This is a genomic window from Aeromonas sp. 9A, from assembly GCF_963900955.1.
In the GTDB taxonomy this organism is placed as follows: Bacteria; Pseudomonadota; Gammaproteobacteria; order Enterobacterales; family Aeromonadaceae; genus Aeromonas; species Aeromonas salmonicida.
Map to the genome: position 1 here is coordinate 1,782,771 of NZ_CAWRFG010000001.1, position 24,923 is coordinate 1,807,693.

General features: G+C 57.2%; 24 protein-coding genes. 7 read left to right on the forward strand and 17 right to left on the reverse strand.

What is annotated here, in order from left to right; genetic code table 11:
• Positions 1 to 82 precede the first annotated feature (82 nt).
• Positions 83 to 1,705: a methyl-accepting chemotaxis protein gene (locus AACX78_RS08500; protein WP_159165931.1), complete on the reverse strand. Its 1,623-nt coding sequence runs from the start codon at positions 1,703 to 1,705 to the stop codon at positions 83 to 85.
• A gap of 165 nt (positions 1,706 to 1,870) precedes the next feature.
• On the opposite strand from AACX78_RS08500, the gene AACX78_RS08505 reads away from it, so the two are divergent.
• On the forward strand, positions 1,871 to 2,503 hold the full coding sequence (locus AACX78_RS08505; protein ID WP_021137956.1) for a LysE family translocator: 633 nt from the start codon (positions 1,871 to 1,873) through the stop codon (positions 2,501 to 2,503).
• A gap of 363 nt (positions 2,504 to 2,866) precedes the next feature.
• A complete protein-coding gene (locus tag AACX78_RS08510; RefSeq protein ID WP_159165932.1) occupies positions 2,867 to 3,658 on the forward strand; it encodes a DUF1460 domain-containing protein in 792 nt (263 codons plus the stop codon).
• 181 nt (positions 3,659 to 3,839) lie between these two features.
• Here the strand turns inward: AACX78_RS08510 and AACX78_RS08515 are convergent, their stop codons facing one another.
• From AACX78_RS08515 to AACX78_RS08545, 7 genes are all read right to left on the reverse strand, one after another.
• Entirely contained in the window at positions 3,840 to 5,048 is a 1,209-nt protein-coding gene (locus AACX78_RS08515) for a cation:proton antiporter (protein ID WP_159165933.1), read from the reverse strand.
• 32 nt (positions 5,049 to 5,080) lie between these two features.
• Positions 5,081 to 6,184 carry a beta-N-acetylglucosaminidase domain-containing protein gene (locus AACX78_RS08520; RefSeq protein ID WP_021137953.1) on the reverse strand — a complete coding sequence of 368 codons (1,104 nt, stop codon included), beginning with the start codon at positions 6,182 to 6,184 and terminating at the stop codon, positions 5,081 to 5,083.
• Between the two features lie 41 nt (positions 6,185 to 6,225).
• Positions 6,226 to 7,953, reverse strand: a complete 1,728-nt coding sequence (locus AACX78_RS08525) for a potassium/proton antiporter (protein ID WP_005312960.1) — start codon at positions 7,951 to 7,953, stop codon at positions 6,226 to 6,228.
• A gap of 279 nt (positions 7,954 to 8,232) precedes the next feature.
• The gene (locus AACX78_RS08530) at positions 8,233 to 8,379 is read right to left on the reverse strand and encodes a hypothetical protein (protein ID WP_017411705.1); all 147 of its coding nucleotides are present in this window, start codon (positions 8,377 to 8,379) and stop codon (positions 8,233 to 8,235) included.
• Positions 8,376 to 9,065, reverse strand: coding sequence for a M15 family metallopeptidase (locus tag AACX78_RS08535; RefSeq protein ID WP_159165934.1), 690 nt, complete (start codon positions 9,063 to 9,065; stop codon positions 8,376 to 8,378). The genes AACX78_RS08530 and AACX78_RS08535 overlap by 4 nt, the downstream gene beginning before the upstream one ends.
• Entirely contained in the window at positions 9,062 to 10,189 is a 1,128-nt protein-coding gene (gene dapE / locus AACX78_RS08540; RefSeq protein ID WP_159165935.1) for a succinyl-diaminopimelate desuccinylase, read from the reverse strand. The genes AACX78_RS08535 and dapE overlap by 4 nt, the downstream gene beginning before the upstream one ends.
• A gap of 19 nt (positions 10,190 to 10,208) precedes the next feature.
• A complete protein-coding gene (locus AACX78_RS08545; RefSeq protein WP_125609113.1) occupies positions 10,209 to 10,583 on the reverse strand; it encodes an ArsC family reductase in 375 nt (124 codons plus the stop codon).
• Positions 10,584 to 10,828: 245 nt separating this feature from the next.
• On the opposite strand from AACX78_RS08545, the gene AACX78_RS08550 reads away from it, so the two are divergent.
• From AACX78_RS08550 to AACX78_RS08565, 4 genes are all read left to right on the forward strand, one after another.
• Positions 10,829 to 12,532 (forward strand): recombinase family protein, encoded by a 1,704-nt coding sequence (locus tag AACX78_RS08550; protein ID WP_159165936.1) that lies wholly within the window; start codon positions 10,829 to 10,831, stop codon positions 12,530 to 12,532.
• 20 nt (positions 12,533 to 12,552) lie between these two features.
• Positions 12,553 to 13,461 (forward strand): hypothetical protein, encoded by a 909-nt coding sequence (locus AACX78_RS08555; RefSeq protein WP_159165937.1) that lies wholly within the window; start codon positions 12,553 to 12,555, stop codon positions 13,459 to 13,461.
• Positions 13,462 to 13,861: 400 nt separating this feature from the next.
• Positions 13,862 to 13,999 carry a hypothetical protein gene (locus AACX78_RS08560; protein ID WP_010674054.1) on the forward strand — a complete coding sequence of 46 codons (138 nt, stop codon included), beginning with the start codon at positions 13,862 to 13,864 and terminating at the stop codon, positions 13,997 to 13,999.
• 112 nt (positions 14,000 to 14,111) lie between these two features.
• On the forward strand, positions 14,112 to 14,654 hold the full coding sequence (locus tag AACX78_RS08565; protein ID WP_159165938.1) for a recombinase family protein: 543 nt from the start codon (positions 14,112 to 14,114) through the stop codon (positions 14,652 to 14,654).
• 16 nt (positions 14,655 to 14,670) lie between these two features.
• Here the strand turns inward: AACX78_RS08565 and AACX78_RS08570 are convergent, their stop codons facing one another.
• The 7 genes from AACX78_RS08570 to asnS form a co-directional block, all read right to left on the reverse strand.
• Positions 14,671 to 15,090, reverse strand: a complete 420-nt coding sequence (locus tag AACX78_RS08570) for a hypothetical protein (protein WP_159165939.1) — start codon at positions 15,088 to 15,090, stop codon at positions 14,671 to 14,673.
• A gap of 24 nt (positions 15,091 to 15,114) precedes the next feature.
• Positions 15,115 to 15,585, reverse strand: coding sequence for a hypothetical protein (locus AACX78_RS08575; RefSeq protein ID WP_159165940.1), 471 nt, complete (start codon positions 15,583 to 15,585; stop codon positions 15,115 to 15,117).
• A 712-nt stretch (positions 15,586 to 16,297) separates the two neighbouring features.
• Positions 16,298 to 17,209 carry a LysR family transcriptional regulator gene (locus tag AACX78_RS08580; RefSeq protein ID WP_011898932.1) on the reverse strand — a complete coding sequence of 304 codons (912 nt, stop codon included), beginning with the start codon at positions 17,207 to 17,209 and terminating at the stop codon, positions 16,298 to 16,300.
• Between the two features lie 315 nt (positions 17,210 to 17,524).
• Positions 17,525 to 17,839 (reverse strand): hypothetical protein, encoded by a 315-nt coding sequence (locus tag AACX78_RS08585; protein ID WP_201302818.1) that lies wholly within the window; start codon positions 17,837 to 17,839, stop codon positions 17,525 to 17,527.
• 359 nt (positions 17,840 to 18,198) lie between these two features.
• Positions 18,199 to 18,855, reverse strand: coding sequence for a diphthine--ammonia ligase (locus tag AACX78_RS08590; protein ID WP_159165942.1), 657 nt, complete (start codon positions 18,853 to 18,855; stop codon positions 18,199 to 18,201).
• Positions 18,856 to 19,016: 161 nt separating this feature from the next.
• Positions 19,017 to 20,360, reverse strand: coding sequence for an anaerobic C4-dicarboxylate transporter (locus AACX78_RS08595; protein WP_159165943.1), 1,344 nt, complete (start codon positions 20,358 to 20,360; stop codon positions 19,017 to 19,019).
• Positions 20,361 to 20,727: 367 nt separating this feature from the next.
• Positions 20,728 to 22,128: an asparagine--tRNA ligase gene (gene asnS / locus AACX78_RS08600; protein ID WP_059112591.1), complete on the reverse strand. Its 1,401-nt coding sequence runs from the start codon at positions 22,126 to 22,128 to the stop codon at positions 20,728 to 20,730.
• 194 nt (positions 22,129 to 22,322) lie between these two features.
• On the opposite strand from asnS, the gene AACX78_RS08605 reads away from it, so the two are divergent.
• On the forward strand, positions 22,323 to 22,673 hold the full coding sequence (locus tag AACX78_RS08605; RefSeq protein ID WP_011898929.1) for a hypothetical protein: 351 nt from the start codon (positions 22,323 to 22,325) through the stop codon (positions 22,671 to 22,673).
• Here AACX78_RS08605 and AACX78_RS08610 read toward each other — a convergent pair.
• Together AACX78_RS08610 and bioA are read right to left on the reverse strand one after the other, a co-directional pair.
• Positions 22,670 to 23,482, reverse strand: coding sequence for a HAMP domain-containing protein (locus AACX78_RS08610; RefSeq protein ID WP_159165944.1), 813 nt, complete (start codon positions 23,480 to 23,482; stop codon positions 22,670 to 22,672). The two genes, AACX78_RS08605 and AACX78_RS08610, sit on opposite strands and share 4 nt — an antisense overlap.
• Positions 23,483 to 23,617: 135 nt before the next feature.
• Positions 23,618 to 24,892, reverse strand: a complete 1,275-nt coding sequence (gene bioA, locus AACX78_RS08615) for an adenosylmethionine--8-amino-7-oxononanoate transaminase (protein WP_159165945.1) — start codon at positions 24,890 to 24,892, stop codon at positions 23,618 to 23,620.
• Positions 24,893 to 24,923 lie beyond the last annotated feature (31 nt).

Here is a 24,923-nt window from a genome sequence, read left to right on the forward strand (position 1 = left end):
TTTAAAACAATAACAAATGTGTCCATTCATTAACATAAAGGCCCCGCTTGCGGGGCCTTTGTGTCGATCGCGCAAGCGGACGTCACAACTGGAACTGGGCCAGCTGTTTGCGCTGCTGCTCGGCGAGCTGTGACAGTTCGTGACTGGCGGCGGCACTCTGGCTGATGCCGGCCACACTCTGGTTCACTATTTCGTAAATATTGGTGATGTTGCGGTTGATGTCGGCGGTGACGCACGACTGCTCTTCGGCGGCGGTAGCCACCTGGGCATTGGCTCCATTGATCTGGTTGACCGCCTCCGTGATGCCACCGAGCAGCGCCTGCACCTCGCCGGAGAGCTGCTGGTTGTGTTCAAGGATGGTGAGGGTCTCCTGCATGCCGTTGTTGGCGGATTGGGACTGGCTCTGCAACTGCTCTATGATGGTCTGGATCTCCTTGGTGGAGTCCTGCGTGCGGGCCGCCAGCAGGCGTACCTCGTCGGCCACGACCGCGAAGCCGCGACCGGTTTCACCGGCGCGAGCAGCCTCGATGGCGGCATTCAGGGCCAGCAGGTTGGTCTGCTCCGAGATGCTCTGGATCACTTCGATCACCTTGCCGATCTGCTCGGACTGGGACTTGAGGCGCGCCACCACGGCGGCGGCGCTCTCCAGACTGCCCGCCATGCGGCTGTTGGCAGCGATACTCTCCGCAAACAGAGCCAGCCCTTGTTCGACCCGGCTATTGGCATCCCGCGCCAACCCATCTGCCAGGGCGGCGTTGTGGTTGACGTTGTCGGCCGTGCTGGCCAGCTCGGTCACGGCGGAGGCCACCTGTTCTGTCTCGCTGCGCTGCTGCTGGGCATTGGTCTCGGACTGGGTCATGACGGCGGCGAGCTCTGTGGCGGCAGAGGCCACGTTGCCGCTGATACCGGTCAGTGTATGGATTGTGCTGCCAAGCTGCGTCAGTGTCTGGTTGATATCTTTGGCCAGCTGGCTCAGCTCGTTGCTGCCATCGGCGTTGGCCCGCACGTTGAAGCGCCCCTGGGCGACGGCGCGCATCACCTCCTGCAACTGGCCTATGGGGCGGACTATCTGGCCGGACAACCACCAGCCACCGAGCAGCGCCGCTATCAGGGTGGCACTCATCATCAGCAGGGTTCGCAACAGGGTGGCGTTGTAGTGCGCCTCTTCCTCGGCAATTTCGGTCTGGATCAGCTGGTTGATGCGCGCTGACATGGTGTCGATCTGCTTGATCAACTGCTCCCCCAGCTCACGAAAACGCAGCCGTGACTGCTCGTAGGTGGCAGCATCGCCACCTCCCTGATGTTTCTGGGCCAGCAGCGGCAACATGTTGTTGCGGGTGTGGCCGAGATAAGCCTGCAGGGCGGCGGCCACCTGGCTGTTGTCCTGCTCGGCACCTGTGATCACCAGTCGGGACAAGATGGTCCCTATTTCCTGTTCCGCCGCATTGAGATCGTTTGGCAACTGGGCGAAGCGCGCCGGATCGTACAGGCCATAGATGGCGTTGGTGCGCATCCGGTAGGTGGCGTGGATCAGGGCTGCGATGTCGTCCTTGTGGCGCGTCACGCTGGTGGTGGTCTGGTTCATGTCCGCAATGGCGCTGTCTATTTCCTGCTTGCTGATCCCGGCCATCAGGACCATCAAGAGGCTGGCGAGCAGGAGTGGAACAAGCACTTGAAGACGGATGGACAGGTTACTCAACGACATGGCAGGTCCTAACCCAAAAGAGGAGTGAGGCGGCATATTACACAGGCGCGACAACTATTATCACAGGGTTTTTATTGCTGAAATCATGCTGAACGAAAAGGTTTTTTCTTGTGTTAAAAGAGTGTGATAGGCAAGATCTCAAGCTTGTTACCATGGAGGTGTAGTGTGTCCGACTGGATTGATCCCGCGATTCTGGCGCTGTTTGTGCCTACGTTCTTTTTTGTCTCTGTTACCCCCGGCATGTGCATGACGCTGGCGATGACCCTCGGCATGAGTCTGGGGGTGCGCCGTACCCTCCACATGATGTGGGGTGAACTGGTCGGGGTCGCGCTGGTCTCTGTGCTGTCGGTGATCGGGGTGGCTGCCGTCATGCTCAACTATCCGGCGCTCTTCTCTGCCTTCAAATACGTGGGTGGCGCCTATCTCATCTGGCTCGGCATCCAGATGTGGCAGGCCAAAGGCAAGATGGCCATACCGGCGGATCTGTCGGCCGGACAGGAGACACGCCCCCTTGGTCTGGCCATGCAGGGTTTTGTCACTGCCATCGCCAACCCCAAGGGGTGGGCCTTCATGGTCTCCCTGCTGCCTCCTTTCATCAATGCAGCCAAGCCGATGACGCCCCAGATCAGTGCCCTGGTGGCCCTGATCCTGGTGATCGAGTTCTCCTGTCTGCTGCTCTACGCGGGCGGTGGCCGTACCCTGCGCCACTTCCTCGCCAAGAGCGGCAACGTGACCCTGATGAACCGGATCGCCGGTTCCCTGATGTTCGGTGTCGGTGTCTGGCTGGCGCTCGGCTGAGTGCCTGTCGGCCAGTGAACGCAGTCCTGTGATGGGGCGGATAACGTGTCTCGTCAGGCTGTGACAGCAAGGCCATGACAAGCAACGAAAACCCAAAACGAAAGCCAACAGAGCAGCCCCTGCCCCGTCGGGGCTTCTCTGTTTGGTCGCCATCGAGGTTATTTTCCACCAGCGGGTATTCATGCCAGCGTGAGTCTGTATCAGGCCAATATCTGGCGAGTCGGGTACATTTACTTACATTTTTTTTGTTTTCAATCGGCCCTTAATTCATCAGTCTCGAATGGCATTAGATGCATATTGTCGACGCTGTTCGCGACAGGGGTACCCCCTGCTGCTCGTTTTTATGGTCAAGGATGGTACTCAATGGTGAAGGTAATAGGCGCCGCTTTGCTCGCTTTTTCTGGCGGGGTTGCGGCCGGCAACGGGAAAAACCTGGATTTTTACAATATAAAGGAGCAGCAACTCACCAGGATGTTTGCTCAACATCAGAATATGGCACCGGGTCAGTCAATAAAGGATTTCTCGCAACTGTTTCTCGAGAATCCTTATGTTGCCAATCGGCTGGTGGGATCGAGCGACCAGCAGGAAAAACTGGTGGTGGATTTTGGTGAGCTGGATTGCTTCACCTATCTGGATTACGTTGAGTCACTGCGACACTCAACGAGTGTGCATAATTTCATCGAGAATGTCATGTACACTCGTTATGTAAATGGTGAAGTCAACTACCTGACTAGAAAGCATTTTTTCTCTGATTGGGTCCATAGTGGCAATCAGGTGAAGGATGTGACCCATCTGGTCGGCAACTATGTGGTGACCGCCGCCAAAGTATTGAATCAAAAAGAAGATGGCAGTCACTATATTCCGGGGCTGGCGGTGAAGGACCGCGACATCACTTATATTCCTGGTGATCGCGTGGACGAAGACATGCTGAGCTTGCTGGAAGATGGCGATTATATCGGTATCTATACCAATATTGCCGGTCTGGATGTGACCCATACCGGTATTTTCATTCGGGGTGAAAATGGCCCCGTACTTCGCAATGCCTCTTCTGTTTCGACAAATATGAAGGTAGTGGATTCGCCTTTTATTGACTATGTGAAAAACAAGCCGGGCATTCTGGTTTACCGCGCAACAGAGGGCAATATCCGGTCATGATGGGGGCGGCCACAAGGGGACCAAATCAGCCTTGATTGCCATGGCACCTTGAAATACGCAGCTCATACATGTCTTGATCTATCCACAATACCCCCAGTCCTGACTGGGGGTATTGTTTTATACCGCAATGGCGATGAGGTGGTTTATCCCCTCTGCCATACCTTTGGCCACTGTCGGGTATTTACGCCGTCTTGAAGCGCCTGACCCAGGGATTAGCACTGATACCGTGCAAGATGACGCTCAGTATGATGGTGCAAAGCACAGTGGCTATGATGGGTTCTTGTCCCAGCAGCGCTGGCTCGTGTTGCAACACCATGACGGCAAAAACAATGCTGGCGAGCCCCCTTGGTCCGAACCATCCGATGAAGAGTATCAACTCGGGTTTTAGTCCTGTCCCCAGCAGGCTCAGCCAGACCGGCAGCATGCGCAGCAGGGTGAGGCTGGCGGCGGCATAGAGCCAGTATTGCCAGTGCAGCAGCTCCGGCAGCATGGGCATCAGGGTGGCGCCGAACACCATCCAGATCACCACGGAGAGCAGGTCCCCATACCCTTCGCAGCTATCCATGTAAGCGTGTTTGTGCTCCCCCAGTCTGCGGCCCATCAAGAGACCCCCGACGAAGGCGGCGATAAAACCGCTGCCCCCCAGGGTCTGGGCAAGCGCAAAGCAGAGCAGGGCCAGCCCCGGCATGGTGAGCTGGCGCCAGAGCGGCAGTTGCCAGCCGTTGAGGTAGGAGGTTTTCAGCAGCCGTATGGTGAGGCTGGTGAGCACCAGGGCCACCAGCAGGCCTATGCCTATCTCTTCCAGCAGCAACGTCATGGCCAGCATGCCCGTGCCTGTGTGCTGTTCGGTGGGGGCGATGAGGGCGAGCAGCAGCAGGAGCACTGGCACGCAGATACCGTCGTTGAGGCCACTCTCCTGATTGAGCCCCTCCCTGATGGGCGCAGGCACGGCCGGATTGCTGACCACGGCCTTGCCGAGCGCCGCATCTGTGGGGGCAAGAATGGTGGAGAGGATGGCCAGCTCCAGCAGCGGCAGATCCGGGTAGAGCCAGAGGCCGAACAGGGTGCCCCCCAGCAGGGTGAGTGGCAGGCCGATGAGCAGCAATCGTATGGGGAGGGCGCGGTTGGCAGCCAATACCTGCCAGTTGGTGTTGGCAGCGTCATTGAACAGCACTATGACCAGGGTGAGCTCTGCCAGCAGCTTGATCCCCTCGCTATTGACCGAGAGTGACAGCAGACCGAGCCCGCCAGGTCCCAGCAGCCAGCCCATCAGCAGGAACAGCAAGGGGCCATTGATCAGTCGGGATTCGAAGCGACCTGCGATCAGGCTGTAGATCAGCAAGAAGGCGGCAAACACCGCCAGGTTCTGGTAGATCAGGGATGCGTCCATGCAGCCTCCTGTGGCATCTGGCGTGGCTTGTCTCAGTCGGTCAGGCAGTCAGGATCAAACACATATTCACCGGCCAGCCAGCGCAAGATTTCGTTTACACACACCTGATCCTGAAACGGCAGGTAACGGCGCTTGAGATGGGCTATCTGCTCCTGGGTGAGCAGGGCCAGCCCCATGTCCTGAAACAGCGGCAGGTCTGCCTCTATCATCGCCGAAATCTGCGGCCCGCAGGTGGCATTGAGGGAGGCGTGCAGCGCCTTGTCAGCATCATACTGCTTGCCGAGCCGGTAGCTCATGGGCAGGGTGGCAAGCGGCAGCACAGAGAGCGCTGCCTGCTTCATGGGGTTGACTGCGTGGCCCGCGACCAGATCCACAAGTTCTGCCGGACGATTCTCGAAGGCGCGCAGATGCAGGAAGCTGCTGGCCTTGCTGCCATCGTTGACCGGGTAGTTGTCCCACAAAAAGGGTTTGCGCCCGAGCAGCTCGGTCACTTGTTTGAGGTGGGGGGCCGGGTATTCGCTGGAGCAGACCCTGGGGCCTGTCCAGAAGATCTCGAAACGGCGGTCGAGTTGCTGGCCTATATCCTCCAGATAGCGGGGGGGCATGGCGCCGAACACCTTTTCCAGCACGGGATCCGTGGAGTAGTAGCTGGGGCAGAAGATGAGACGGCCGGCCTTGCTGTGGGCCGCAATGTCGTGGGCTATGGTGAGCTGGTGGTGGGCCAGATCCGGGGTATCCCCCTTCATGTCGTCGAACAGCACAGCCAGTATGTCAGGCTGCAGCGCTTCGTCGATGAGGCGCACCTTCTCCAACAGGGCCGGGCGCTTGCGATCATAGTCGTGGTGGGCACCCATGGGGCTCAAGCCCACCCCGAAGGCGAGGCCGTTGTCGCGGCACTGGCGGGCCAGCTGGCGCAGAGCCTCGAGCTCGGCTTCAGGCCAGGGCAGTGCCCAGTGCTTGCGCAGATAGCCATCTTCTTTCGGGGCATAGATGTAGAAGCCGTAGCCGTGGCGTGGCAGCCATTGAGCGTAGCGGGCGCGGGCTTCCCAGCTCCAGCCCTTGCCAAAGAATCCCTCTATCAATCCCAGATTGGGAAAAGGGGGTTGCAGGCCAGACAACTCGGTTTGGTAAGGCATAATGAACTCCCTGCTCGCAAAGGCGGGTCAGACGATGTGCGTCAGACCGGGTCTTCTTCCTGAAAGCGCACCCCTATCTTGCGGGGCTTGCCCTCTTCCATTTCGGCCACTGTCCAGATCAGGCCCTGCCATTCGACCTGATCGCCGACTACCAGATTATCGCCCAACTGGTCGGCAAGAAAATCGCCAAGTGTCTGATCCGCCACCTCGCTCACATCCAGCCCGTAGAGCGGTGCCAGGTCCACCATATTGGCGGCCGCCTCCAGCAGGAAGTCACCGAAGAAGCGCGGACCCAGATCCTGCTCAGGAGCCTGACTGAACAGCTGGCCGAGAGCCGGCAAATCTCGCTCGTGTCCTATGACGCAGAGGATGTCATTGGATTGCAGGCAGGTACTGCCCGAGGGGTGCAGCAACTCCTGATCCCGGAACAGGGCGCAGATGCGGGTCCCCTTGGGCATGCGCAGATCCCGCAGGGGCGAGCCGATGCACCACTTCTCGGCGCTGAGGCGGTAGACGAAGGTCTCCCACTGGCTGTCCAGATCTATCTCAAGCCCGGATCGGTTGATGGGTGACGGCGGTGCCGGTACCTCAACCCTGGCCAGCTTTGATGCCAGCGGCAGCGAGCTGCCTTGCAGTATGAGGGAGACCAGCACCACGAAGAAGGCGACATTGAAGTAGAGCTGGGCGTTGGGCAGCCCGGCCATCATGGGGAAGACCGCCAGTATGATGGGCACGGCGCCGCGCAGCCCCACCCAGGAGATGAACCAGCGCTCGCGGGGGGCGAAGTTCTTGAACGGCAAGAGGCCAATCCAGACAGAGACGGGACGGGCGAACAGTATCATCCAGGCGGCGAGTGCCAGCGCCGGCAGGGCGATGGGCAGCAGCTTGTGGGGGGAGGCCAGCAGCCCCAGCACCAGGAACATGCCGATCTGGCTGAGCCAGGTCAGGCCATCGAGTACCGACAGCGTGGTACTGCGACTGCGCAGGGAGAGGTTGCCGAGCAGCAGGCCGGTGAGATAGATGGCGAGGATGCCGCTGCCTCCGATGGCCGTGGTGAGGGCGAAGATGAGCAGGCCACCACTGACGGTCAGCAGGGGATAGAGGCCCGGAGCCAGCCTGGCGCTGTTGATGAGTTTCCACAACAGCCAGCCGCCGCCCAGACCTATGCCGGCACCGAGGCCAAACTGCTTGCCCAGTTGCAGCAGCAGGAAGAACCAGTCCAGTCCCTGTTGGTTGGTGGCAAGAATTTCGATCAGGGTGACGGTGAGAAACACCGCCATGGGGTCGTTGCTGCCGGACTCTATCTCCAGGGTGGCACTGACCCGCTCGTTGAGGCTGCGCCCACCGAGCAGGGAGAAGACAGCCGCCGCATCGGTGGAACCGACGATGGCGCCGATCAGCATGCCCTGCATCAGGTTGAGGTCGAACAACCAGGCGGCGGCCAGACCGGTCAGCCCTGTGGTGATGGCCACGCCGACGGTTGCCAGCGAGAGCGCTGGCCAGAGTGCGACCCGAAAAGAAGAAACCCGGGTACGCATGCCGCCGTCGAGCAATATGATGGCGAGCGCCAGGTTGCCCACCAGATAGGCGACCGAGTAGTCAGCGAAGTGAATGCCCCCCGGCCCATCTTCCCCGGCCAGCATGCCGACCGCGAGAAATATCACCAAAATGGGGATACCAAGGCGAGAGGAGAGCGCGCTCAACAGGACACTGGCTCCCACCAACAAGGCCGCGACTAAAAAGAAACTGTTGATGGTGACGGCATCCAATGGCGAACTCCTTCTGTCAAAATGCAAAACAGGCACATTATATGCAGTTTGTTGGGCGCGGTGTGGCTTAATTGTGCATTTATTTGCAGTTTTTTACATTTTCAGTGCTGCCAGGAACTGGGTTTTTACCTTGAAGATGGCGGGAAGGAAGGGAGAAAGAAGTCCTGTTCTATGTGAACGGGATCACTGAGCCATCATCAGGATGGGGAGGGAGAATTCCGCCCTCGTGAAAAGCAGCAGGGGCGCCATAGTGGCGCCCCTGGCGGGCTGAGAGGACGATCAGTCGTCCTCGTCATCCTTGACTTCCCGTATCTTGTCCTTGTATTTGGGCAGCTGTTTCTCCAGCCGCTTCATGTCCTTGATGGCATTGAGAAACATGCCAAGCAGGAAGAGCAGTGGCAAACCAATCCACAGCCAGAGATTCATGGGGTTTTCCTTTCGTCAGGACAGGTGGTGACATAACGGGCCAAAATCTCGTCAAGATGGGCCAATATGGTTGACTTGCCTTCAATATCCGCCTGTTGCAGGCAAAGCGCCAGCGCATCCGGATCCAGCCGCTGCTCCCGGGATTCCAGCGCGAAGCTGATATGCCAGGGTTCGTAGGCGACACCGCTGCCGCTACCCACAGGTCTGGCATAAGGCAGGAAGAAGCCGAAGTCATTCATGTGGTCAGTCAGCCAGTCGCCGAGGTCGCTAAACCAGCCCCCGGCTTCATACTCCCAGGGCTCCAGCGCCAGCTTGGTACCGGCAGGCAGGCAGTCGGGGTCATAGATGTCCAGATCCGTGCCCCAGTGATGGCGGCTGGTACCGGGCAGGGCGCTCCAGCGCAGTATGGCGTGCAGCCGTTCGCACTCGCTCAGTTGCAGCGTATCCATAGGCTGGTTGTCGACATCCAGCAGGGGGCGCTCACCGCGCCACTTGCCATTCCAGATGGCGAGCTGACGCTCGAAGCTGCGCCAGCTGGAGGCCGCCTGCAGGTTGTGCCCTTCATGGGCGGCGGCCACCTGCATGTCGTTGAAGGCCGCTGCAGTGGCAGCGGTCAGACGATGGGGCCCGCGTCCCACCAGAACAAGGTGACTCTCGTCGAGCCCCAGCAGTTGTTCCTGGGTCATGCCAGCAATCTCTCGAGTACCCCTTGGTACATATCTGCCAGCAGATCCAGATCCTCGGCCTTCACGCACTCGTTCACCTTGTGGATGGTGGCATTGACGGGGCCGAGTTCGATCACTTCGGCCCCTGTGGGGGCAATAAAGCGCCCATCCGAGGTACCGCCCGTGGTGAGCAGTGCCGGTTGCTGGCCATTGACCGCCGCTACCGCCGCCACTGTGGCCTCCAGCAGGGCGCCGGTATCGGTCAGGAAGGGCTGGCCGGAGAGGGTCCATGTCAGCTCGTAGTCCAGACCGTGCTTGTCGAGCAGGGCCTGGACGCGCTCACGAATATCCATGTCGGTCAGTTGTGTGCTGAAGCGGAAGTTGAATTGAACCTGCAACTCCCCCGGAATGACGTTGGAGGCGCCGGTGCCAGCCTGGATATTGGCAATCTGGAAGCTGGTGGGGGGGAAGTAGGCGTTGCCTTCATCCCAGACAGTCGCGGCGAGCTCAGTCAATGCCGGCGCCGCCTTGTGGATGGGGTTGTCCGCCAGATGGGGATAGGCCACATGCCCCTGTACGCCACGCACCAGCAGATCCCCTGTGATGGAGCCACGTCGACCGTTCTTTACCACGTCCCCCACCACATGGGTGGAGGAGGGCTCGCCGACGATGCACCAGCGGATCTTCTCGTTGCGCGCTTCAAGGGTGTCGATGACACGCACTGTGCCATTGATGAAGGGGCCCTCTTCATCCGAGGTGATGAGAAAGGCGATGGACCCCTGATGATCCGGATGCTCGGCCACGAAGCGTTCGACGGCCACCACCATAGCGGCGAGGGATCCCTTCATGTCGGCGGCGCCGCGACCGTAGAGCACGCCATCCTGGATGGTCGGTTCGAACGGCGGTGTGTGCCACTTCTCCAGCGGTCCGGCCGGTACCACGTCGGTGTGGCCGGCGAAGCAGAACAGGGGGCCTTCGCTGCCACGGCGCGCCCAGAGGTTTGTGGTGTCTTCAAACACCATGGGTTCGATGACGAAGCCAAGACGCGCCAGGCGTTCGCTCATCAGGGTCTGACACCCTTCATCCTGCGGGGTAACGGAGGGGCGGCGGATCAGATCCTTGGCCAGTGCGATGACGTCCGACATCAGCGTTCCTTAAAAAAGTTTAACGAGAGAAGAGGGATTGATAGTGATCAGCCTTGAAACCCAGGGTCAGCTCGCCGTCCCGATCCAGCAGCGGGCGCTTGATCATGGCCGGATGTTCCAGCAGCAGTGCGCGCGCTTTTGCGGTATCCAGCCCCTGCTTTGCTTCATCCGGCAGGGCGCGGAAGGTGGTGCCACGGCTGTTGAGCAGGGCTTCCCAGCCAAGCTTTGCCAGCCAGCTATCCAGCGCGGCGGGATCCAGGCCATCGGCTCTGTGGTCGTGAAAGCGGTAGTCGATGCCAGCCTCGTCCAGCCACTTGCGGGCTTTCTTGATGGTGTCGCAGTTTTTGGGAGAAATGCCGTATAGCACGACTTTGCATTCGGTCTTGTTTTCCATGGAGTTCACCGTGTTCCGTTCAATGGGCCATAGCATACAGGCGATCATCATGCGTGGAAACGCGACCATTTTTTGGGCTGTTCATGCTGGCTGGTGGCCTGCTTCACTATGTTGTGAGTCAGTTCGGCAAAAATAACCTTTAGTGCATGTTGTGTAAAGTGCCGATCTGTTGATAGTCTCACCCAGTCTTAGTTTTTTGTCTAGTGCACCTGTGCTAGAGGTGAGCTAATCGCAAAGGAGTTGTTATGAGTCGTAGCCCGAAGGCGTATTCCTATGTTCGTTTTAGTACCCCTAAGCAGGCACAGGGGGACAGCTATCGCCGTCAACTCAAATCGGCTATCGACTACTGTGCCGAGCACAATCTTCAGCTGGATGCAAAGACGATTGAAGACTTTGGGGTGAGTGCATTTAGGGGCAGCAATAGGACTGACGGGGCGTTAGGCCGCTTCATTGATGCGGTAAAGGGTGGGGAAATTGAGGAAGGCTCGTACCTGTTGGTAGAGTCGGTTGATCGTCTGAGCAGGCAAGCGATTGAGAAGGCGTTGTCCCAGTTTCTTGAGATTCTGAATGCGGGCGTTGTGATTGTTACGCTTTCTGACAATCAAGTTTTTCGCAAAGGCGAGGTGGATTTCACCAAGTTAATTGTCTCTATCGTTTACATGGCTCGTGCGAATGACGAATCTGAGATGAAGAGCCGCCGGAGTCGTGCTGCATGGTCAAATGGCCGTAAAGAGGCCAGAGAGAACAACAAGGTGATGAAAAACTCCCGCCTACCGTCATGGCTAACTAGGGAGGGGGATCAGATCGTCCCGATCCCAGAACGAGCAGCGATTGTGAACGAGATGTTTGAAATGGCTAAGTCGGGTTGCGGCTATGAGCAGATCGCCAAGGCTTTTTTGGAAAAGGGCTACAAGACGTTCGGCAAAGAGGCGGACTGGCGCCCAGCAGGTATTCAGGCGGTCATCAAGAGTCAAGCCGTGATAGGTGTTTTCCAGCCACATGTTATCGATGGCGGTGAGCGGGTGCCTGATGGTGAACCGATTTTGGGGTATTACCCCACAATAGTATCCCCCACCTTGTTTGAAGAAGTGCAATACCTTATCGGCACGAGATGCAAACATAGCGGCTCTTATCGCAAGGGTATTTACAACAACCTCTTTAGCGGAGTTCTTCGCTGCCAATGTGGTGAGCCGCTGCGTTTCCACAATAAGGGTAAAGCAGGGAGTCCTCGCAATTATCTTGTTTGTCCCAAGCAGAATATTACTGGGTGTGAACTGCCAAATATGCTCTACGACAAAGTTGAACCGCAGCTATTACAGGCCGTCAGCTTGTTATCTGCGGTGATGCAACAACGAAGGGCCACGACTGAAAAAACACTTGCTCTGAAAGATGAGCTGGCGAACCTGCGAAAAAAGCTGGAGTTGGAAGTCAAGAAAAGGAATAAAGCGGCTCAATCCATGCTGGAGCTTGATGATGATGCCGTATTCCGAGAGCTGTTCACGCAGTGCAAGGCAAATTGCCAAGCCTTAGAAGGGCAAATCAGCCAGCTTGAGGATGACCTCATGAGCCGAGAGTTATCGGAGAAAACACTCGGGAAGATGATACTGCCAGAGGATTTGAATAGTACCGATCAGCGGCAACGGTTCAACAGCCAGTTAAAGGCTGCGATTAAAGAAATCAGCGTTATCAAGACTGACGACTCAGTGGCTGCGGTGTTCACGGATCTTGATGGTCAGTTCATGCTTGAGCAGGCTTTCAAGCCTAAGTTGGCTGGCAGCAGTATCCGAGACAGAAGCGGTGAAGAGTTGCTCAGAACGACAGCTGAGGCCCCCTACATTGACGCCAACTGGGTGAAGGGCGAAATCGACGAGTACGAGTCTTTCCAGAAACAAACTGACTCCGATTATGACGACGATTTCGAGGACTTTAGCTCGGAAGAGTCGAAGTAAAGACCACGTAGGAGGCAGTTTTGGGCATCACTGGGATTTTCATTGGGCATCCTTCCCAAGGGCTTATTGACCCAAAGGAACTGCTCTCGCGGATACCTGGATTTAACCGTCGATACAGCCAATATGTTCGGCGGGCAATAGCCAATATTCGGCAGGTGCAGGGGCTTGAACTACCGGACGTCCCTGAACCTGATAATGGGTTGGGCTGGTGGTCGCCATTGCAAGCCTTGGCCGTGTTGACCTATGGCCCCAGCTCTCACCTGAACGTTGCGTTGCTTGCGGAAATCGAGCGGCTAACCGAACAATCGTTGCCACAAGAGGAAAACCAGAGTCGCTATGAGGCTGCGTTTTACGTTGAGTACTTGGCCCCATTGGTTGCTTACTTTGAAGTACAGCAGCTGGGTTTGCGAACAGAGGTGATCCCACAGTTTGCTTGTGGCCCCTATCGTGTGGATTTTCGGGTGAATATGCAGTGGTTTGACCCTGACGGGAAGTACTTCGACAAACCGCTCAGGAAGGAAGCGTACTTGCTGGAGTTCGATGAAAAGTACCATCTAGAGCCAGTGAACCGCAAAGCAGACCAACAGCGTGATGCCCACATTGAGCAGTTGACGGGTCTCAGACCGATCAGGATACGCCACGAGGAGCAAGAGCTATGGGAGACCCTCTGCCGCACACAAGGACGTATCCAGAGCGTTGAGGAGTACCTGCAAGAACTACTAGAGATGATGGCGGAACCGACTGAGGGGCGATACATCGACATCACCAGAGCGTCTGCCCAGAGTGCTTATACCTGCGATCAGGTCGGGTATCTGCGTAACCCTGCCCAGCCTCTAAGAGATCTCAAGCGGATAGCCCATCGACTAGGTTGGCGGTTGGATCAAAGCCATAGCGGGAGTAAGGCCTATCACCGCCTGACGATTCTTTGATGTGCACATTTTCGGTAAATGTGCAATTACCATTTTAGACATTTGCACATCAAGATCGTTGAGAACATCGCAATCGGTTGCCAAATGTGTACGTTGTGTATGCTGTGTACCCCTGAATTATGCACTCCATTTAGTGGGGGGCTTCATCTACCTAGTCATTACTGCACCGAGGGGGGAGCTTAGAAGCCATCCAGAGGGGAGATACCGCGAAGATGATAAGGATCTCTCGCAGCCAGAGGACCCCATAAAACTATCCCAAGTCCCTCCAGCATAAGGAAATTTGGTGGGCAATATTGAGACCCTTTGCCGGTATAAGACAGATGGAAACACCATAGGAGAACCCCATGGAACACATCACATCTGGCCCCTTGTCGGGAGCCATCCAGCAAGGAGAAGGCGTATGAATGAGCAGCAAGGAAACCCGTTACTGAAAGCGTTGGAGGCGGCACTGCTGGCAGCCTTGGGCGTCCTCATCAAAGAGGCCGTCAACTCGATGCAGACACCACCGCCCCCGCCGAAAGAGCCGGACGCTCAATAGACCATGCCCGTGTGACAGACCGGAAGCCCCCCGGCAACCCCTGTCACACGGGTTTGATTTCGAGTTTTGACACGTTTTTCTTGTAGGGTCTTGAGCCTATTGGGAGGCCATCATGGCAATCATCGGGTATGCCCGTGTCTCGACCACGGGACAATCGCTGGAGCAGCAACTGACAGCACTGGCGGAGTGTGAAAAAGTTTTTCAGGAGAAGGTCAGCGGGAGCAAGACGGATAGGCCGCAACTACAAGCAATGCTCGAATTCGCCCGCTCAGGAGACGTGCTAAAAGTGACCAAATTGGATCGACTCGCTCGAAACACCCGTCACTTGCTGGAGATCACAGACCAGCTACACGCCAAAGGGGTAACATTGCAGATCCAGAATCTGGGCATCGACACGGCAACGCCAACAGGCAAGTTAATGCTGACCATGATTGGGGCCATCGCCACGTTCGAGCGGGAAATCATGCTAGAGCGTCAGGCGGAAGGGATCGCCTTGGCGAAGACCAAAGGGGTCTACAAGGGCCGGAAACCGACAGCAAGGTTGATGTCGGAGGGTGTGATAGAGCTTCATCAACAAGGAATAAAAAAGACAGATATTGCAAGGCGGTTGGGAATCAGCCAATCAAGTATTTATAGAATACTTAGCCTAGTTTAAACAAAAGCCCCTTAATTTAAGGGGCTGAATCGCGGCCTTTGATAAGTCCGTTCTTAAGGTAACAAGTATTGAGGCACCAACCAGTAAAGGCTAGAGTGATGAAAAACCCAACACCACAGCTAACTAAAAACTCGACGGGTGAAATTTTCATCATTGTTTCATATGTTAGGTAGATAAACCCACCCCAGAAAGAGAAAGCTATAACATCTATAAGAAAATTTGCTCTACCAGCATCTACAGCACTTATGAAGCCTGTCAACGCCGTCACAAGGGCAGAAACCGAATCTACAACGCTCCCTGTAATGGCTTTGGTGCTACCAACTACAGCAACACCAAGACTTTTGATAGACGTTGCGAAAGATTCATGCCATCTAGGTTGTAGTGGGGATGTTTGAGGCATAACTGGCGAGGGGCTCCCCCCTTCTGGCTTAGTCATAGTGTAAGTGCTTAGTCAGGTTAGTTAGCGGTAGTTATTTTTTATTTGATTCATTTGAATTCCATTTGCAACAGCAACACCGAAACTACTGATGATTGCTGGCACAAGGACTATCGGAGAGAACACATCGAATATCAGTAGCGTACTACATAATCCCATTACAACAGTTGCCAGAGTGGAAGAGCCTCTGAGAGTTGAATGGATTTTTTCTGCGTTGGAGTAACTGATAGTAGTAACCATACAATCCTCCTGTAGCGTACAAGGTGCAACGATATCCACTGTTGGTGGAACTATGTCAAGCACAACAGTAGCATGATTTTTTACTAAGGATACAGGAATAAGCTCGGAGATTTGTATCTTCTCATCTCCGTTTGAAGATGGTTGAACAGACTGAGAGCAGATACCAAAGACAGTGGCAGTAGTAACGGCTAAAGCACCAATGAACTTGTGGCCACTGCTTTGGGTGTAGTGACCGTCATAGTAGTTGGTAGTCATGATGTCGTCTGTTATTTTCGGGGTTCATTTAGGACTAATGTAAGCATGTCATAGAAGGCTTTCAATTCCTCAAGTGACATGTTCACAGCAGTCATGTGCTCTCTTACTGGAGAGGAGGCTATACCAACCCCCTCTTTAATTTGGAATTGACCCACTTGCCCAGGCACTAGCTCCAGTTCCTCATGCATATAGCGAGCTCTATCAGCGTAAAAGGACAGCTCCACTCTGTCGTTTGCTAGGCGATTACAAGCCACGCCAGAAGCAACGTGTGGCTGATAGCTAGGGCTGTATGAGTGAGGCAGCACATGTACTTGTTGCTGCGTTGCTGTTTGCTGAGTCATTGTGATCGATAACCATGGGGGATATATAGGTAGGTATCTTACTTGCTTAGTTAGGTCAAAAACAAGGAGTGTGTCCATATGAAAACAACTCCATGTTTAGGTTCTTATACAAATAATGTCTCGCAGTTTTTGATGCCATAGAGGGTGGTGGCCATGGGGAGTCCTTGTCTGCGGGCGTGGGCCCTGAAAGCTGAAACTTGAGATCTGAACATGAAATCAAGGAAAGGCCCGATTCTGGCATTGTGGCGATCTCAAGGCAACGCTGGCGCTGCGACTCGGGGGATTTTACCAGGGGAGTCGCCAGCCAAAGGGCCAGAGTCAAACGCAGTGGCGAGGGGAAAAGAGCCCGGCGCACGGGGCGCCGGAGGGGATCATAGCTCGCAGAGGGATTGGCACCAGAGATGCAATTCTGACTCGAACCAGTTGAGCATGGCGTGGTTGTCGTCGCGGCGATGGCGGATGAGGCTGACCTCGAAGGTCGGCAGGGTAAAGCGGGTCTCGTACTCCACCAGATCCAGCAGCGGCATCAGCGGACGCAGCACCCTGGCTGGCGAGGTCAGCAGCAGGGGGGCATAGGGCAGTATGAAGGGCGCTGCCAGAAAACTCTGCACTATCAAGGGGGTATGGCGGGTCATGCCGTGCGCTGCGAGCAGGTCATCGACTATGCCCCCTTCGCTGCCACGGGGGGCGACCAGCAGATGCTGGGCCTTGGCGAAAGACTCTATGCAGAGCACCTGACCCTGAAAGGGATGGCTGCTGTGGGCGGCGCAGATCAGCTTGTCTTCAAACAGCGGGATACGGCGAAAGCGACCGGGTACCTCGTCCTGTTTGCTGATCACCATGCTGACAACCCCTTCGTCGAGCTGGTCCTCGTAATCGGCATTGAGGGGCACCATGTGGATGCGCAGGTTCGGCGCTTGCTGCTGCAGGCGCCCCAGCAGGCTTGGCATCATCACATATTCCACATAGGTGTGGGCACCGATGCGCAGTACTCCCTCGAACTGGCTCGGGTCGTGCTGTTCGGGCTGGCTGAAGGTCTGCTCTATGTCGTGCAGTATTTCCCGCAGTGGCAGCAAGAGTGCCTGTGCCCTTGCGGTAGGCTCCATTCCCAGGGGGGTGCGGATCAGCAGGGGATCGTCATAGAGCAGTCGCAGGCGGGCCAGAGCCCGACTGACGGCTGGCTGGCTCATGGCGAGTCGCTCGGCGGCCTTGGTGGTGTTGCGTTCCTCCAGCAGGGCCTTGAGCACCACCAGCAGGTTGAGGTCGACGCCTCGTAAATTCATTCTGTGCATAATGGAATACTAATAAATCATTTCCTTAAGCAGGGCCTTCACTTTAGTCTCACTCCCCGTCGATGGTCAGCATGAAGCTTGGATAAATCAGCGATTTATACAAACCCATGCTGTCCTGTTACCTCTTTCGCGTGGTGCCGGGGGTGGCAAGATTCGACAGCCTGAACTCTTTACTCTGGTCATCCAGAGCGTTGCTTGCTTAGTACCCGCCTTTGAGGCGGGTTTTTTTTGCCTGCGGTTCAGGAAAGCGGGCCCGAAGAAGTACAAAACGCGCCAGCGGGCGCGTTATGGTGATGAATGTCTGGATCAGGGGGCAACAGGCCATTGGTAGTCAAACACCCTGGCACGCTCCCAGGGAGCGTCCGGCAGGCCGGAGGAGAGGCCGGTGTATTTGCCCACATCGTCCACCACTATGGTGGAGAGGATCGGCAACTGGTGTTCGGTGCAGTACATGCGGATGCGTTGCAGCAGGGTGCGCAGCTCATCCTGGCTATTCTCCAGCCCGGCCTGCCTGGCCAGTTTGGAGTAACGAATGGTAGTGCGTTCCTTTGCTGACTCGACGAGGATGTCCCATAGCTTGTAGTCGCAGCTTGTGGTGCCTGCAGTGGCTTGGTTTGTCATAACTCTCTCCGGCGCGAAATGGTCGCTGTATGTCGATGGGCATCTTGGCCAGTTCACTGGCCCCTGACGTTGATCCAGAGCAAAAAAGCCTGAGGTTCCTCGCCAGAATGCTTGGCAAAGGGATTCTAAAGCTTTGCTATTAGTTTAAATTTCCATTTTTTATTGTTTTTTTGGAGTTTTGTTCTGGCGAAGTGAGGCTCCGCCATGATTGGCGACCAGGAGCAAGGAAAAACGGTGCCGTCTATGTCTGTATCCTCCTGTTGCTGGCTCATATGGCCTTTGACCAAACCGCGACCGGATCAACGATTGAACCCGCTTGTTTGCCGCCAGCAGAAGAGCCTGCATTCACCGCCGCCAGGCTACTCCTCCTCTTTTGCCAGGTAGGCCAGGTGTGCCTGCGCTGCCAGATGCCAGCCATCGAGCCCAAGAGGAGCGGCAAAGCCCGGGCCGTCGGTCACCATGGTGTGGTATTCCCCTTGTTCCCCACACAGATCGAACCCTTGCCGGTCTGCCAGCGCCTTCAATTCAGTGATGGCGGATGTGTCCAGCACTCGGCCGACCCAGTCGGGTGCCAGCGTGCGGGTATCGACGCAGGAGAGGTGGGCGACGATGCCACGCCCAAGCATGTCGCTCAGCAACGCTTCGCGAGATTGCTGCCAGAGCGGTGTGTGTACCTCAAGCCCCAGCGGGCGGCAGCGTTCGCGGATCCAGTTGCTGGCGCCCTCCACGCTGTCGATATCGCCGGTGATCACCCCATCGAGTTTCCACTCCTGCCGCAAGTCGGCCAGTGCCCTTTCGTAGCTCTGATCGAATGGCGCCTCTATGGTAACCAGCTGGTGGGGCAGGCCCAGCGCCTCGGCCTGACGGCGTACCAGTGGCAGGGGATGAGCGAGAAAACGGGGGGATGGCGGGGCAAAGGTGACCAGTGCCACCACCTGATGCCCCTGCTCACGGGCATGACAGAGGGCCAGCATGGCATCTTTGCCGCCGCTCCAGAGCAGGATGACGCGAGACATGGAGTCGATTCCGATGGTGAAAGAGGGAGCATGCTACCCAGTGGCGGGGGCGCAGGTAAAGCCGTGGCGTGAAATCGTAACGGGAATAGACAGGGGGAGAAAAGAGCAGGCCCCCGAAGTTGGGGGCCTGTGTGGCAATGGCGTGATAAACGCGGCTGGGATTAGAGCAGTATGCTGGTCAGCAGATAACCCAGGGCGCAGGAGCTGCTCACCCCGATCAGCCCCGGAATGATGAAGCTGTGGTTGATGATGAACTTGCCGATGCGGGTGGTGCCGGAACGGTCGAAACCGATGCAGGCCAGATCGCTCGGGTAGGTCGGCAGCACGAAGTAACCGTAGCTGGCCGGCAGGAAGGCGATCAGCAGCTTGGGCTCCACTCCCAGCGCCAGACCCATGGGGGCGATGGCGGTCAGGGCGGCAGCCTGGCTGTTGACCAGCTTGGAGATGAGGAACAGCACCAGGGCGTAGGTCCAGGGCTGGGCTTGTACCACGTGGGACAGGGTTTCTTTGAGCAGCGGCATGTGGGCCTGGAAGAAGGTTTCGCTCATCCATGCCACCCCGAACACGGAGAAGATGGCGACCATGCCGGCCTTGAAGACAGCCCCGTTGGCGATCTCGCCCGGTTTGACCTTGCAGCGCATCAGAATGATGGCACCGGCGATCAGCATCATCATCTGGATCACCAGGTTCATGGAGAGAGGGCCTGTCTTGTCCTTGATGGTGAACACGGGGCGCAGCCCTTCGTTGGCGCCAAGCAATACCACGGCAGCGATGGCGGCGAAGAAGATCCAGGTAGACCAGTAGGCCTCTTTCGGGAACTTGGTGTTGAGCAGGGTTTCACCGCCGCCATAGATGAAGGCGTGCTGCTCCGGATCCTTGATCCTGGCCTGAAACTCTTCGTCCTTGTCCAGATCCTTGCCGCGACGCAGGCTCCACAGGGCCGCCATCATCACGCCGGTCAATGAGGAGGGGATGGCAATCATCAGGATATCCAGCAGGCCGTAAGCCTCACCGATACCGTGTCCTGCTGCCAATATGGAGACCATGGAGACCACGGCGACCGAGACTGGCGAGGCGCAAATCGCCATCTGGGAGGCGACGGAGGCGACCGCCATCGGCCGTTCCGGGCGGATGTTCTTTTGCAGCGCTATGTCGGAGATGATGGGGAACATGGTGTAAACCACGTGGCCGGTACCGCACAGGAAGGTGAGGGTCCAGGTGGTGAGCGGGGCCAGTATGGTGATGTATTGCGGGTGACGGCGCAGCAGACGCTCGGCCACCTGCATCATCAGGTTGAGGCCGCCGGCGGTCTGCAGGGTGGCGGCGCAACCGATCACTGCGAGTATGGTCAGCATGACTTGCACTGGCGGTTCGCCCGGTGCCAGGCCGAACACGAAGGTCAGCAGGAACAGACCTATGCCACTGATGAGACCCAGTCCCATGCCCCCAAATCGGGTACCCAGCAACAAGCAGCCGAGTACCACCATAAATTCCATCAAGATCATTCCATTACCTCGCGTGATTTAATCCATATCTGTGCTGTGTTGAGCTCATGGACCGGGATTGTCTGTTTTTATTTAGCCCTAAAGGGTTAGTGGGTATTGTGCCCTTCTCAAAGGGGCAAAAAATTGAGGTACTTCAATAACTCATCGGTTTTTGATTTAACTGCATAAAAACCACGTATTAACATGATTGTTATTTGAAGGGGGTCTGGTTGGTATCATACGGGGCTGGTATCTTGAGGTGCACTGCAACAAGGCTGCAGCCAGAAGGGGAAGTGTGATTAATTGTGGTGGCAGCGAGGGGCGAATACCGTGGGGCGGGCAACAAAAAGCCGACCCTGAGGTCGGCTTTGTCGGCAAAGGGCCGTTATCAGAATTCAGCGGTACGGGGTGTACGGGGGAAGGGGATAACGTCACGGACGTTGCCCATACCGGTCACGTAGACCACCAGACGCTCGAAACCGAGGCCGAAACCGGCGTGCGGGACTGTGCCGAAGCGGCGCAGATCGCGATACCACCAGTAATCTTCCTTGTTCAGCCCCATTTCGGCCATGCGCTGATCGAGTACCTCGAGGCGCTCTTCACGCTGGGCACCGCCGATGATCTCGCCGATCCCGGGGGCCAGTACGTCCATGGCGGCAACTGTCTTGCCGTCATCGTTGAGACGCATGTAGAAGGCTTTGATGTCTTTCGGGTAGTTCTTCACCACCACAGGAGACTTGAAGTGCTCCTCGGCCAGATAGCGCTCGTGCTCGGAGGAGAGATCTATGCCCCAGGAGACCGGGAACTCGAACTTCTTGCCGCAGTTTTTCAGCACTTCGATGGCATCTGTGTAGTCGATCTGGGCAAAGTCGGAGGAGACGAAGCGTTCCAGACGACCGATGGCATCCTTGTCGACGTGCTGGGCAAAGAACTCCAGATCGTCGCGGCGCTCGGCCAGTACGGCGTTGAAGACGTACTTGAGCATGGCTTCGGCCAGGGCGGCGTTATCGTCCAGGTTGGCGAAGGCAATTTCCGGCTCAACCATCCAGAACTCGGCCAAATGGCGGCTGGTGTTGGAATTCTCGGCGCGGAAGGTGGGCCCGAAGGTGTAGACCTTGGAGAGGGCACAGGCGTAGGTTTCGACGTTGAGCTGACCGGAAACGGTCAGGAAGGTCTCCTTGCCGAAGAAGTCCTTGTCGTAATCGACCTTGCCAGCGTCGGTGCGCGGCAGGTTTTCCAGATCCAGGGTGGAGACGCGGAACATCTCGCCGGCACCTTCGGTGTCAGAGGCGGTGATGAGCGGAGCCGCAATCCACAGATAACCCTCTTCATGGAAGAAGCGGTGGATGGCCTGGGCCAGGCAGTTGCGCACCCGGGTCACGGCGCCGACTATGTTGGTGCGCGGACGCAGGTGGGCCTGTTCACGCAGATACTCTATGCTGTGGCGCTTGGCGGCCATGGGGTAGGTGTCCGGATCTTCGACCCAGCCTACGACCTTGACGTCGGTGGCTTGCAGTTCGAAAGCCTGACCGCTGCCCTGGGAGGCGGCAACCACACCGGTCACTTCCACGGAGCAAGCTGTGGTCAGACGCAGCACTTCATTCTCATAATTGGCCAGGGTATTGGGGACAACTGCCTGTACCGGATGGAAACAGGAGCCGTCGGATACGGCCAAAAATGAGATCCCCGCCTTGGAATCACGGCGAGTCCGGATCCACCCTTTTACTGTCTGGGTGGTGCCAACCGCATATTTACCGGTCAGCACATCTACTACGGATGCGTGCGTCATCGAAATATTGTCTCCAGCTTGTTCTTGCAGCGCTATTTGCAACACTAGGGGTCTGGCCCGGGCATTCACTGGCCCATCATGGCAGACTAAGCCGACAATCTTACCCGCGCGGGTTTGATAAACAAGCAAAAATGTCGGACTCTGGAGGTGATTTATGCCCGGATCACCTCATGGCCGGGCCAGTGGGGCAGGGGATGGACGTGAAAGAGCGGCGACAGGGACCGGACTGGTTGACCAGAGGGCTGCAGGGCTTGGTGATCCTCTGCTGGGCGGGCTTTATCGTGCTGCTCTCCCTCTATCACTATGCGCGCCCGGAAGTGGCGTACGGTTTTCTGGTCTACGGGGGGATAGCAGTTCGCGATTATTGGGATCCCGTACTGACTCCCTGGCTGGTTTATTGGCTCTGGGGTTGTTGCCTGTTGACCCTGGCGGTGTTTTTGCTGGAGCGTAAACGCAGCCGACGACGGGAGGACTCGCTGCACGTCAATCTGACCATACTGCTGCTGATATTCATCGCCAGTTTGCTGTTCTACTATGCGGGCTAATCCTGCTTTTTGTCCGGCTTCGCCTGCGCGGCAGGGCGCTTGCCGAGCTGGCGTTCCACACTGTCGAGCATCTGGTTGTAAGCCAGTGCCACCCGGCCAATCTCGTCCCCTTCATCCCCTTCCAATCGGTGACCGAAGTCATGCAGGTCGGTGGCTTCTTCCATGGAACGGGTCAGCTGGTTGAGGGGGCGAACTATCCAGGTGCGAATGACCCAGAGGGTCAACAGCAGCCCCAGCCCGAAGATACCGGTGAGAATAAGTGCCGACGTGAGAATGTTCTGCTCGACCCGGGTAAAGAGGATGTCGAGGGAGTAGTCAAAGCGCACCGCCCCCAGCACAGTGTTCTCCGGTACCAGATGGCAACTTGTGCAGTCTGTGCCGCGAAAATCTTTCTTGGCCAACAGGGGGCGGGTTACCACCAGCTTGCTGTGCATGCCGTCGTGCACCACCTCCAGGCTGCCCTTGCCCGCCAGCGCCAGTCGATCGTACTCATCCTTGCCCTGCTCTGTCTCGCGGCCCGGCCCGTATTGCTTGCTGATGGCATCACCACGGACGATGCGGGCATCTTCCACGTGTGCGTGATCGAGGAACTTGTTTCGCAGTGTGTCGCGAGCGTCCATCTTACCGGTCAGCATCAGCATGTTGAGGCCGTCGAAATAGGCTTCGGTCTGCTCGCGGCTCTGCTCCTTGATGAGCGTCAGGATGAGGTCGCGCTCGCGCACCGCCTGATAGGCCGCGGAGAAGACCAGCACCATGGAGAAGATGAACAGCAGGAAGAAGTTGATTTTGGCAGCAATGGAGAGGCGCATGGGAGCAGTACATCTGTTGGGTAAAACCCGCGCAGTCTACTCGTCATGGTCGCCCGGGTCTGGTGTCTTGCTCACATTCTGATAAAAAAGAGTCAAAAGGCCCTGCATTCTCATGCAGGGCCTTTTCATGCCGGCTTAAAACTCGCCGCTGGCGATGGCTTCATGGATGGCCTGGGTCAGCAAACTCAATTGTGCCGGTGTGATGACGAAGGGGGGCATCAGGTAGATGAGTTTGCCAAATGGCCGGATCCAGGCACCCAACTCCACAAACTTGCGCTGGATACGGGCCACATCTACCCGCTCCTTCATCTCCACCACGCCGATGGCGCCAAGCACTCTCACATCGGCAACCAAAGGGTTCAGGGTCAGCCGCACCAGCTCGGTTTTGAGCTGATGCTCGATGGCCTGCACCCGCTCCTGCCACGGCGAGGCCAGCAGCAGATCGATGGAGGCACAGGCCACGGCGCAGGCCAGCGGATTGCCCATAAAGGTGGGTCCGTGCATAAAGACACCCGCTTTCCCGTCGCAAATCGTGCGGGCGACATGCTCAGTGGTGAGGGTGGCTGAGAGGGTCATGTAACCGCCGGTGAGCGCCTTGCCAAGGCACATGATGTCGGGGCTGATGCCAGCCCAGTCACAGGCAAACAGCTGGCCTGTGCGACCAAACCCGGTGGCAATCTCGTCGGCAATCAGCAGCAGGCCGAACTCGTCGCACAAAGCGCGTACCCATTGCAGATAGCGGGGGTGGTAGAAGCGCATGCCGCCCGCTCCCTGCACTATGGGTTCGAGGATGATGGCTGCGATCTCTTCATGATGGTCAGCGACGAGCGTGGCGAGATCCACCACACACTCTTCGTCCCACTGGGCGTGGAAACGGCAGCTGGGGGCCGGGGCAAAGTAGTGCTCGGGCAGGAAGCCTTGGTAGAGATCGTGCATGCCGCCATCCGGGTCACAAACGCTCATGGCACCGAAGGTGTCGCCGTGATAGCCGCCGCGCAGTGTGACGAACTTGGCTCTGGGGGTGCCTTTGGCGTGCCAGTACTGCTGGGCCATCTTGAGCGCCACTTCCACCGCCACCGATCCCGAGTCGGCCAGAAACACCCGGTCCAGACCGGCCGGTGTGATCTCCACCAGCTTGCGGCACAGCTCGACCGCCGGGGCATGGGTCAGGCCGCCAAACATGACATGGGACATCTTGCCGAGCTGGGCGGTGGCGGCCGCGTCGAGTTCAGGCACCTGATAGCCGTGGATACAGGCCCACCAGGAGCTCATGCCATCCACCAGTTCGCGACCATCGGCGAGGGTGATGGTCACCCCTTTGGCACTGGCCACTTCATAGCAGGGCAGGGGATGGGTGAGAGAGGTATAGGGGTGCCAGATGTGATTCAGGTCGAATTCTTGGTTGGTCATTTTATATTCTGTTGTCAATTGGTTTGATCTG

Bases quoted from the DNA above. Each gene is read 5' to 3' on its own strand.
- AACX78_RS08500 (WP_159165931.1), bottom strand. From the start codon at position 1,705: ATGTCGTTGAGTAACCTGTCCATCCGTCTTCAAGTGCTTGTTCCACTC.
- AACX78_RS08510 (WP_159165932.1), top strand. From the start codon at position 2,867: ATGGTGAAGGTAATAGGCGCCGCTTTGCTCGCTTTTTCTGGCGGGGTT.
- AACX78_RS08515 (WP_159165933.1), bottom strand. From the start codon at position 5,048: ATGGACGCATCCCTGATCTACCAGAACCTGGCGGTGTTTGCCGCCTTC.
- AACX78_RS08520 (WP_021137953.1), bottom strand. From the start codon at position 6,184: ATGCCTTACCAAACCGAGTTGTCTGGCCTGCAACCCCCTTTTCCCAAT.
- AACX78_RS08530 (WP_017411705.1), bottom strand. From the start codon at position 8,379: ATGAATCTCTGGCTGTGGATTGGTTTGCCACTGCTCTTCCTGCTTGGC.
- AACX78_RS08535 (WP_159165934.1), bottom strand. From the start codon at position 9,065: ATGACCCAGGAACAACTGCTGGGGCTCGACGAGAGTCACCTTGTTCTG.
- dapE (WP_159165935.1), bottom strand. From the start codon at position 10,189: ATGTCGGACGTCATCGCACTGGCCAAGGATCTGATCCGCCGCCCCTCC.
- AACX78_RS08545 (WP_125609113.1), bottom strand. From the start codon at position 10,583: ATGGAAAACAAGACCGAATGCAAAGTCGTGCTATACGGCATTTCTCCC.
- AACX78_RS08550 (WP_159165936.1), top strand. From the start codon at position 10,829: ATGAGTCGTAGCCCGAAGGCGTATTCCTATGTTCGTTTTAGTACCCCT.
- AACX78_RS08560 (WP_010674054.1), top strand. From the start codon at position 13,862: ATGAATGAGCAGCAAGGAAACCCGTTACTGAAAGCGTTGGAGGCGGCA.
- AACX78_RS08565 (WP_159165938.1), top strand. From the start codon at position 14,112: ATGGCAATCATCGGGTATGCCCGTGTCTCGACCACGGGACAATCGCTG.
- AACX78_RS08570 (WP_159165939.1), bottom strand. From the start codon at position 15,090: ATGACTAAGCCAGAAGGGGGGAGCCCCTCGCCAGTTATGCCTCAAACA.
- AACX78_RS08575 (WP_159165940.1), bottom strand. From the start codon at position 15,585: ATGACTACCAACTACTATGACGGTCACTACACCCAAAGCAGTGGCCAC.
- AACX78_RS08580 (WP_011898932.1), bottom strand. From the start codon at position 17,209: ATGAATTTACGAGGCGTCGACCTCAACCTGCTGGTGGTGCTCAAGGCC.
- AACX78_RS08585 (WP_201302818.1), bottom strand. From the start codon at position 17,839: ATGACAAACCAAGCCACTGCAGGCACCACAAGCTGCGACTACAAGCTA.
- AACX78_RS08590 (WP_159165942.1), bottom strand. From the start codon at position 18,855: ATGTCTCGCGTCATCCTGCTCTGGAGCGGCGGCAAAGATGCCATGCTG.
- AACX78_RS08595 (WP_159165943.1), bottom strand. From the start codon at position 20,360: ATGATCTTGATGGAATTTATGGTGGTACTCGGCTGCTTGTTGCTGGGT.
- asnS (WP_059112591.1), bottom strand. From the start codon at position 22,128: ATGACGCACGCATCCGTAGTAGATGTGCTGACCGGTAAATATGCGGTT.
- AACX78_RS08605 (WP_011898929.1), top strand. From the start codon at position 22,323: ATGGACGTGAAAGAGCGGCGACAGGGACCGGACTGGTTGACCAGAGGG.
- AACX78_RS08610 (WP_159165944.1), bottom strand. From the start codon at position 23,482: ATGCGCCTCTCCATTGCTGCCAAAATCAACTTCTTCCTGCTGTTCATC.
- bioA (WP_159165945.1), bottom strand. From the start codon at position 24,892: ATGACCAACCAAGAATTCGACCTGAATCACATCTGGCACCCCTATACC.